This window comes from Streptomyces sp. AP-93 (genome assembly GCF_022808175.1).
Lineage (GTDB): Bacteria > Actinomycetota > Actinomycetes > Streptomycetales > Streptomycetaceae > Streptomyces.
Genome location: NZ_JALGBX010000058.1, coordinates 1 through 9,587, shown reverse-complemented (window position 1 = coordinate 9,587; position 9,587 = coordinate 1). Strand labels below are relative to the sequence as shown.

The 9,587-nt window shown below is 75.2% G+C and carries 5 protein-coding genes; 3 read left to right on the top strand and 2 right to left on the bottom strand.

Features of this window, described 5'->3' with window-relative positions:
• The 3 genes from MTF69_RS42470 to MTF69_RS42460 all read left to right on the top strand — a co-directional run.
• Nucleotides 1-806: IS200/IS605 family accessory protein TnpB-related protein (locus tag MTF69_RS42470; RefSeq protein ID WP_243342186.1), on the top strand; the 806-nt coding region annotated here is incomplete at its 5' end.
• Nucleotides 807-2,238: 1,432 nt separating this feature from the next.
• Entirely contained in the window at nt 2,239-5,010 is a 2,772-nt protein-coding gene (locus tag MTF69_RS42465; protein ID WP_243342185.1) for a glycoside hydrolase family 3 C-terminal domain-containing protein, read from the top strand.
• Between the two features lie 67 nt (nt 5,011-5,077).
• Nucleotides 5,078-6,142 carry a LacI family DNA-binding transcriptional regulator gene (locus MTF69_RS42460; RefSeq protein WP_243342184.1) on the top strand — a complete coding sequence of 355 codons (1,065 nt, stop codon included), beginning with the start codon at nt 5,078-5,080 and terminating at the stop codon, nt 6,140-6,142.
• A 1,347-nt stretch (nt 6,143-7,489) separates the two neighbouring features.
• On the opposite strand, the gene MTF69_RS42455 is transcribed toward MTF69_RS42460, so the two are convergent.
• On the bottom strand, nt 7,490-8,005 hold the full coding sequence (locus tag MTF69_RS42455; RefSeq protein ID WP_243342183.1) for a putative immunity protein: 516 nt from the start codon (nt 8,003-8,005) through the stop codon (nt 7,490-7,492).
• Between the two features lie 181 nt (nt 8,006-8,186).
• Entirely contained in the window at nt 8,187-9,506 is a 1,320-nt protein-coding gene (locus MTF69_RS42450; protein ID WP_243342182.1) for an ROK family transcriptional regulator, read from the bottom strand.
• Nucleotides 9,507-9,587: the final 81 nt, after the last annotated feature.

The window sequence follows — 9,587 nt, the reverse complement described above, 5'->3', positions numbered from 1 at the left end:
ACCTGGACGTCACACGCGGCCGCTGGTACCTGACCGCCTCCTGGCAACGCCCCACAGTTCAGACGGTCCCACTCGCCACCGCACGCGCGAACGGCATGGTCGGCGTCGATACAAACGCCGACCACTTCGCCGCCTACCGGCTCGACCCGCACGGCAACCCGATCGGCGACCCACACTGCTTCCCCTACGACCTGTCCGGATCGGCGGATCACCGCGACGCGCAAATCCGCCACGCCCTCACCCAGGTACTGCACTGGGCGAAGAACACCGGCGTCAACGCCATCGCGATCGAAGACCTCGACTTCACCGCGGAGAAGACACGGGAGAAGCACGGCCGCAGGAAACGGTTCCGGCAGCTGATCTCCGGCATCCCGACCGGCAAGCTCAAAGCCCGGCTCGTATCGATGGCCGCCGAACACGGCCTCGCCGTCGTCGCGGTCGATCCCGCCTACACCTCCCAGTGGGGAGGCCGGCACTGGCAGAAACCGCTGGCCACCCCGCGCCGAAAGATGTCCCGTCACGATGCCGCCGGCATCGCGATCGGGCGACGCGCCCTCGGACACCCGATCCGGCGACGGACGGCACCGCCCCCACACGACCAGAGCGATCGTGTGGGGCATCGGACCGCCCAGGCCGCACCAGGCACCCGCAGGTGTGACGGAAACCGCCCACCCACCACGGACCGGCTTCACGGAGAGCCGACGCCGAGCGGGACGAGAAAGCGGGGACCCAGTGCATCCAAAACCGTTCGGGATGCGCCCAGTAAGCGTGAGTGGGTCCAGGACTCACTCCTGCACACTGGCTAGGAACGGTACGAGAGCATCCGGCTCTACGCAGAAGAGGCCCTGATCGGTAACACCCACTGGACGTTCTGGTGGGACTGATCTCCCCGAGGTCGTGGCCGCGCTGCTGCGCGGGTTGGCGACACCGCCCCGGTGCGCGCCGCATCTGCGACTCTTACACGACGTGGCGGCGTACGAACTCACCGACTGCGTCGCCGAGTTCTGCCCGGCGCTGACATTCGACCATGAGCCGTGCTTCCGGCGCGGCCACGCACGGCATCGGCAAGGTGGCGCCCACCATCTACCTTGCCGGTCCCGGCTGAGTGAACGAATTGGCCGGGCGTGAGTTGCTCCTCGCGCACGGCTCGCCCCGGAACGGGCCCGCTTCGCCGTCACCCACGGCCACGGTCCTGGGCGGAGACCCGAGTACGTGTGGAGGAGTTGCTCGTCAGCACTGCGGAGAAGGTGTGGACGGGCAAGCGGGGGTCGCCGGCCCGGAAGACCTGCTGATCGGCCACATGGCACGGGTGTCAGAGCCCGGCATCGAGCGCTGGGAGGTCTGCCTCGCACTCGACTCACTGCTCGCCCGCCCCCCCGAAGGAGCGGACAGCCGCCTGGCCTTCCAGGCCGCGTACCCGGTCCGTGCCCACCCCGCACGCAATCCCCGCGGCGCCGGGTCGGGCACGGGCCTCCCACCACGGGGGCGCCGCCGGAGGTCGGTCCGGGTGGGGCGGAGCCCCGGGCGAGTCCGGCCTGTGATCGCCGAATGGCGGATCATGTCGGTGACGGGCGCCGACAGTGCCGGTTACCAGCCGCCCTTGACGGTGCACCCTGGGGTCGGAGGGCTCGTTCAGCGGGAGGACCCCCGAGACGGTCCAGCTCGACGAGGAAGGCTTGCCGCAGGCACGCACGCACGCACGCCTGCTTGCTCGCGGCGGCTCGCGGCCAGGGCCTTGAAACCCTGCCTGCGGCATGACTGCCGACGCGTTCGGGCCCCCGTGCTTTCGCCGGCCGGATCCACGAACACGCCGGGTCCGACGTGGTGGCCTCGGAGGCCTGACGCACTTGCCCGGGCCCTTTCAGGAGCCCGCACGTGCGCTTCGACTGCCCTGGCCGGGCGCGAACGTCCACTCCGCTGACGTGGGTCGGCAGGTGGTTGGTGCGGCTCCCGGTGTTCGCTTCGGCCTGACGCCGCAACGGCGCGGAACGGACCCCGGAGAACCGCCGAGTCGGGGTCCAGCTCGCAGCCGGGAGATGAGTCCACGCCGCCCCGCCGCGACCGCGCACGCGCGGGCGGCGCTTCCACGCCCGACGACGGCGCCCAACCACCGAGCCCGACGACGGCAAGGGCTACGGCCCCGGCCGCGCCCGGCCGTTGACAGTTGATCCCGTGCGCCGGGATCATGCGGGAGAGCGCTCTCCCAGCGTTCGGGCGGTTGGTGTGTGAGGGGTGGACATGCGCGACGGTGACGTGGAACTACTGCTGGACAAGCTGGATCCCGAGCAGCGGGTGCGGCTGTTGACCGGGTCCGATACCTGGCGGACCCGGCCCGAACCGGACGTGGGGCTGCGGGAGATCGTCTTCTCGGACGGTCCGGCCGGGGTGCGCGGGCCCGGCTGGGACGAGCGGTTCACCTCGGCCCTGCTGCCCTCACCCACCGCCCTCGGAGCGCTGTGGGACGAGGACCGGGTGCGCCGGCTCGGAGAACTGCTCGGCGACGAGGCCCGGCGCAAGGGCGTTCACGTCGTTCTCGCCCCCACCCTCAACCTGCACCGCAGCCCGCTCGCCGGGCGCCACTTCGAGTGCTTCGCCGAGGACCCGTTGCTCGCGGGCCGTTCGGGGGCGGCCCTCATCCGTGGCGTCCAGTCGCGGGGGGTGGCCGCGACGGCGAAGCACTACGTGGCCAACGACTCCGAGACGGAGCGGCTGACCGTTGACGTACAGCTCGACGAGCGCGTGCTGCGCGAGCTCTACCTCGCACCCTTCGAGGCCGCAGTCCAGGCGGGGGTATGGCTCGTGATGTCGGCGTACAACAAGGTCAACGGCGTGACGATGAGTGAGAGTTCCCTCCTCGCCGAACCCTTGAAGGGGGAGTGGGGCTTCGACGGGGTGGTCGTCTCCGACTGGGGTGGTGTCCGCTCGACGGTGGCTTCGGCCGTCGCCGCGCAGGATCTGGCGATGCCGGGCCCCCGCGGTCCGTGGGGTGCGGAGCTGCGGGAGGCCCTGGCGAGCGGTCGGGTCCCGGCGGAAGCGGTCGAGGACAAGGCCCGCCGACTCCTGCGCTTGGCGTCCCGCGTGGGGACCCTCATCCCAGGAGGCACACCTCCGAATCCGGAGCTGGATCCGGGGTCGGGGCCCGGGCTGGGGCTGGGGTCGGCTCTGAACCCCACCCTGGGCGAAGCCTCCTCCCGGGCCTTGGCTGTGGGCCCGTCTCAGACACCTTCGGCCCCGGCCCCGGCCCAGGAATCAGCCCCGGCTCCGGCCCAGGTTCCGACCGAGGCTTCGGCCCCGACCCTGGCTTCGGCCCAGGTTCCGGCCGAGGTTCCGACCGCGGCTTCGGCTCCGGCCCCAGCCCCAGCTTCGGCCCCGGCCCCGGTCGGGGGGGCCGTCCTCCGGGCTGTCCGGCGCCTCGGTGTCGGTGCCGGCCGTGGCCTTCGCCCCCGGCCAGGCCTACCCCCCGGCGCCTTGCGTCAGGAGCTGCGGGGCGCGGCTGCTGCGAGCTTCGTGTTGTTGAAGAACCGGGGGGTGTTGCCCCTGGACGAGGGGGCGTTGGGGCGGGGGGTCGCCGTCATCGGGGTGCATGCCGATGAGCCCCGGGTCCAGGGCGGCGGGAGTTCCGAGGTGTTCCCGCAGCGTGTGGTCAGTCCGCTCGAGGGGCTGCGGAGCGCGCTGGGTCCGGACGTCCGGGTCTCCTACGAAGCGGGCCCCGCGCCCGAGGGCGGCGGCGGGCAGGCTCCGCTGGGCGCGCGGTACGGCCGTGACCCGGAAGGCGGCGCCCCGGGCGTGCGGTTGCGCGTGCTCGACGCGGACGGGGCGGTGCTGTGCTCCGCCCACCAGCCCTCCGGCCGGGTACTGGAACCGGAACTGCCGCCCGGCGCCCACACCGTCGAGCTCGCCGCCGTCCTCCACCCGGACACGAGCGGGACCTGGACCCTCGGACTCGGCGGCTTCGGCGCACTCCGCCTCTCCGTAGAGGGAACGGTCGTGCTCGACGGCGAGTTCCCGCCCGAGACCGCCGATCCGGCCGTCATCCACGTCCGTCCGCCCCAGCACACCGCCCGGATCCCGCTCACCGCCGGCAACCCGGTGCACGTCGTGGCCCGGCGGGAGCTCGCCCCCGGCACGGGGCGGGCGACCGTCCTCACCGCCGCCCCGCCCCTTCCCGGCCCCGCCGAGGCGCTCGCCGCCGCCGTGGCCGCCGCCCGGGCGGCCGCCGTGGCCGTCGTGGTCGTCGGCACCACCGAAGGCGGCGAGTCCGAGGGCTTCGACCGCACCTCGCTCCGACTCCCCGTGCCGCAGGACGAGTTGGTCGCTGAGATCGTCCGCGCGAATCCCCGTACCGTCGTCGTCGTCAACTCCGGCGGCCCCGTCGAACTGCCCTGGCGCGAAGCCGCCGGAGCCATCCTCCTCACCTGGTTCCCCGGCCAGGAGGGCGGGCACGCACTCGCCGACGTCCTCCTCGGCCGCGCCGAGCCGGGCGGCCGGCTCCCCACCACCTGGCCGGCCGCCCTCGCCGACGCCCCGGTCCGCACCACACGGCCCCTCGAAGGTCAACTCCCCTACGAGGAGGGCCTGCACATCGGTCACCGCGGCTGGCTGCGAAGGGGACCCGCCGGCCCGGCTCCCGCGTACTGGTTCGGGCACGGACTCGGCTACACCACCTGGGAGTTCGAGCGCCTCGGCACCCCGGAGCCGACCCCGGGCGGGGGCTACGAGGTCCCTGTGCTCCTCCACAACACCGGCACCCGGCGCGGTCGTGAGGTCGTCCAAATCCACCTGTCGCGACCGGACTCGGCGATCGAGCGCCCGGTGCGCTGGCTCGCGGGCTGGGTGGCGGCGGAGGCGGAGCCGGGGGAGCGGGTGACGGCGTACGTACGGATCCCCGCGCGAGCCCTGCAGCACTGGTCCCCGCAGGCCGGGGGCTGGACAGCGGAGCCGGGGTGGTTCGCCGTCCTGGCCGGTCGCAGCGCGGGTGATCTCCCGCTCAGGGGGGCGATCGAGGTCTGAGAGGAGTCTGGGCGGGGTCGGATCCAGGTCCGAGGGGGGTGTGAGCCCGGGCGGCTACAGTGCCGCCATGGACGCAGCGAGCACAGCCACCGGCACCGGCACCGGTACGGCCACCGGCACCGGCACTGGCACGGCCCCGACCCTGGAGGACGTGGCCCGCGCCGCCGGGGTGTCCCGGGCCACGGTGTCCCGCGTGGTGAACGGGGTCCGCAATGTGGACCCCGCCATCCAGCAGGCGGTCCAGCGGGCCGTCGCCACGACCGGATACGTGCCGAACCGTGCGGCCCGCTCCCTCGTGACCCGGCGCTCCGGTGCGGTGGCGCTGGTGGTCTCGGGCGCGGGAGCGGACACCGGCCGGGTGTTCCAGGACCCCTTCTTCGGGCGGGTGGTGAGCGGGGTCGTACGGGCCCTGCGCCCGCGCGGTGTGCATCCGGTGCTGCTGTTCGCCGACGGGGAGGCGGACCGCGCGCAGGTGATCGCGTACCTCACGCAGGGCGGTGGCGACGGGGCCCTGCTCGTCACCACCGACGGCCGCGACCCGCTGCCCGGCCTGCTCGCGCGGGCCGGACTGCCCGCGGTGCTCTTCGCCCGGCCGGCGCCCGGGGTCCCGCTGGACTGGGTCGATCTGCGCCACCGCGACGGCGGTGCGCTGGCCGCGCGGCATCTCCTCGCCCGGGGCTGCCGGCGGCTCGTCGCCATCGGCGGCCCGGAGGACGTGGCGGCGAGCCGGGAGCGGGTGGCGGGCTTCCGGGAGGCGCTGGCCGGAACGGCGGTACGGGTGGCCGAGGCGGACTTCACGCTGGACGGCGGCGAGCAGGCGATGCGCGCGCTCCTGGCCGAACGCCCGGACCTGGACGGGGTGTTCGCGGCGAACGACCTGATGGCCCAGGGGGCCTGCCTGGTGCTGCGCGAACACGGCCGCCGGATCCCTGAGGACGTGGCGGTGGTCGGCTTCGACGACTCCGGTGCGGCGGTGGCGTCCAGGCCCCGCCTGACGACGGTCCGCCAGCCGGTGGAGGAAATGGCGGCGGAGATGGTCCGCCTCCTCCTCGACCGGGTGTCCGGCGCGGCGGCGCCCGACCCGGTGGAGGTGCTCTTCGACCCGGAGCTGGTGGTCCGCGACTCGGCGTGAACGCTGGCCGCTGTCCGCGGCCGCTGACCGAGTCGAGGAGCCGGGGGCACCGGAATGCGGCGCGGTGCGAGTCGTGGCCCCCGCGCGACGGGCCGCGGGCCCGGATGAGCCGGTCGCGCCCGACTGGGGCCGTCACACGCAGGCCTCGCCACACAACCACCCGCTCCCAGGCTTCGAGCCCGGACGGATCCGGCATGCGGCTGCGGCCATTCGGCCATGCGGCCGTGGCTGCCGCGACCGCCCCCCTCAGCCATGCCCGGCCGTGCCGGCCCCGGCCGGTCCTGGCCGAGGTCAACCGTCCCCACGCTGGCCATGCACGGCGTGTCCGCCCTGGTCGGGGTCGACCGTGGACGCCTCGGCCGGTCCCGGGCCGTGCCCGCCCCCCGGCCATGCCCCCCGGCCGTGCCCGGCCGTGCCGGCCCTGGCCGGTCCTGGCCGCGGTCAACCGTCCCCACGCTGGCCATGCACGGCGTGTCCGCCCTGGTCGGGGTCGACCGTGGACGCCCCGGCAGGTCCCGGGCCGTGCCCGCCCCCCGGGCCGTGCCCGCCCCCCGGGCCGTGCCCGCCCCCCTGGCCGTGCCCGCCCCCCTGGCCGTGCCCGCCCCCCTGGCCGTGCCCGCCCCCCTGGCCGTGCCCGGCCGGGTCCTGGCCGCGGTCAACCGTGCCCACCCTGGCCATGCACGGCGTGTCCGCCCTGGTCGGGGTCGACCGTGGACGCCTCGGCCGGTCCCGGGCCGTGCCCGCCCCCCGGCCATGCCCCCCCGGCCGTGCCCGGCCGTGCCGGCCCCGGCCGGTCCTGGCCGCGGTCAACCGTCCCCACGCTGGCCATGCACGGCGTGTCCGCCCTGGTCGGGGTCGACCATGCACGCCCCGGCCGGTCCCGGGCCGTGCCGGTCCTGGCCGTGCCCGCCCCCCTGGCCGTGCCCGTCGGCCATGCCCGCCCCCCGGCCATGCCCCGCCGTGCCGGCCCCGGCCGGGTCCTGGCCGCGGTCAACCGTGCCCACACTGGCCATGGACGGCGTGTCCGCCCTGGTCGGGGTCGACCGTGCACGCCCCGGCCGGTCCCGGCCCGTGCCGGTCCTGGCCGTGCCCGCCCCCGGCCATGGCTGGGCATGCCCGGCCGTGCCGGCCCCGGCCGAGGTCAACCATGCCCGCCCGGGCCATGCCGTGCCCGCCAGTGCCCGCCCCGGCCCGTGCCGGTCGTGACCGTGCCGTGCCCGCCCCGGCCCGTGCCGGTCCTGACCGTGGTCAACCGCGCCTGCCCGGCCGGTCCCGGCCGTGCCGGCCCCGGCCGTGCCGGTCCCCGCCCCGCCCGGCGTGCCCGCCCCGCCCCTGCCCCGTCCCGGCTCAGCAGTCGAAGGCCGACCAGCAGATGGCGTTGCGCAACCGCTGGTCGTCGAGCACGAGTTCACGGATCGGCTCAGGGAGCTGGTCGCGCTGCCATCGGCACTCCTGTCGGGCCGCCGCCTCGCCCTCGCCTTCCGGCGCGGCGGCGCGTGCGGCCTTGATCGCGTAGGCGGCCGCGCCGAGCTCGTGCGCGGCGACGTGGGCGACGGCCCCGGCCTGGCCCGCGGCGTACGCGGCATGACGGGCCGCCCCGCGCAGATCCCGGGCCGCGCCCATCGCGTGGCCGCCCGCTGCGCGTGCCTGGGTCATCGTGACCTCGCCGTGCACCCACGCGCGGGCATGCTCGATCGCCTGACGCGGCCGCGGGTCCTCGGGCCGGGCAGCCTCGAACAGGCCGAGGACGTGCTCCGCGCAGGACGCCGCCCACAGGGCGAGGAGGTGGTGATCCGGATCGGTGAGGGTCCCGCCCCGGCGGATCGTCACAAAGCGAGGGTCCCGGATCTTGGGGAGGATCATGGTCGGTACTCCTTCGGTGGCACCTGCCCCGGCACCCTACCCGCGCCTCGCGGCCGAGCCCAGTGAGCGGGTCCCGTAGACGCGCCTCGCGGCCGAGCCCAGTGAACGAGCCCCGCAGACGCGCCTCGTGAACGAGTCCCACGGACGCGCCCCGCAGACGCGGACGAGCCCCCCCACGCAGCTACCCCCGACCCGTCGCCGCCGCCGAGCCCCCGCGCGTCTGGAGGGACGTCTGCCAGCCCGGGGCTTCCGCCGCGGGCTCCGGCGGGGTGCGCCGGCCGCCCGTGGCGAAGAAGGCCGCCAGGGGGAGGGTGGCCGCGCCCACCGTGACCGCGTCCGGGCCCAGTGAGCCCATGTCGATGGTGACCCGGGCCGCCGGGTGGCGCAGCGAGTAGCGCGTCGCGTGTTCCCGTACCGCCGGGAGGATGTGCGGGCCCAGCATCAGGCCGGCCCAGCCGCCGATCAGGATCCGCTCCGGCTGGAAGAGGTTGATGAGGTCCGACAGGCCCGCGCCCAGGTACTCCGCGGTCTCGTCGAGCACGTCGAGTGCGATCGCGTCCCCGCCGCCGGCTGCCGCCAGCAGCGCGGCAAGGGCGTCCTCCTCGTCTCCGGCGACCGCCTCCCCGCCGCCGCCCCGCTCCGCCCACCGGGCCAGGAGCGACTCCGCTCCCGTGTAGGCCTCCAGGCAGCCCAGCGCCCCGCAGCGGCAGCGCCGCCCGCGGACCTGCACCGTCAGGTGGCCCCACTCCAGGGGTGCGCCCCCGGTGGTGGCGCCGTCCGGGGAACCGTCGGTGATCAGGCTCGCCCCGACGCCGGAGCCGAAGAGCACGACCACCGCGTCCCGGGCCCCGCGCCCCGCGCCGAACCACATCTCCGCCTGCCCGAGCGTGCGCGCCCCGTTGTCGATGATGTACGGGACCTCGGGCGGCACGGCTCCCGTGGCGCGCAGCAGCGCCTCCAGCGGGACCGCGTCCCAGCCGATGGTCTGCCCGTGGACCACGGTTCCGCCCGCCGCGTCGCGGTCGACGATGCCGGGTACGCCGATGCCGACCCCCAGGAGCCGGTCCGTCCCGACCCCGGCCCGCTCCAGGACGGTGGCGATCCCGGTCCGTACGTGGTCGACGATCGGGCCGACGTCGTAGCAGCCGCGCGGCTGCAACGGGAGCTCGGTACGCGCCAGTTCGGTGAGGGTGAGGTCGAACAGCTCGACCCTGACCCGGGTTTCGCCCACGTCGATGCCGATCATGTGCGCGCTGCCGGGCGCGACGCGCAGCAGCGTACGCGGGCGGCCGCCGTCGGAGTCGACGATGCCGGCCTCCTCCAGCAGTCCGTCCGCGACGAGTTCACCGACCACGTTGCTGACGGATCCCGAGCTCAGCCCGGTCGCGGGGCCCAGTTCCTGCCGGCTCATGGGCCCGCCGAAGTACAACTGCTGCAGCACGGCGCTGCGGTTGCCCCTTCGCAGGTCCCGCACCGTACGTCCACTGCGCCCCGTCGTCATATGGCTCCGTAAGTTGTTGGGTGGCCCGGGAGGGCCGGATGTGGCTTATGGGTCCTTGCCTTCAGTGGCTTCCCTGGAGTG

Excerpts from the sequence above, each read along its gene's own strand:
- MTF69_RS42465 (WP_243342185.1), top strand. The coding sequence starts at position 2,239 with ATGCGCGACGGTGACGTGGAACTACTGCTGGACAAGCTGGATCCCGAG.
- MTF69_RS42450 (WP_243342182.1), bottom strand. The coding sequence starts at position 9,506 with ATGACGACGGGGCGCAGTGGACGTACGGTGCGGGACCTGCGAAGGGGC.
- MTF69_RS42460 (WP_243342184.1), top strand. The coding sequence starts at position 5,078 with ATGGACGCAGCGAGCACAGCCACCGGCACCGGCACCGGTACGGCCACC.
- MTF69_RS42455 (WP_243342183.1), bottom strand. The coding sequence starts at position 8,005 with ATGATCCTCCCCAAGATCCGGGACCCTCGCTTTGTGACGATCCGCCGG.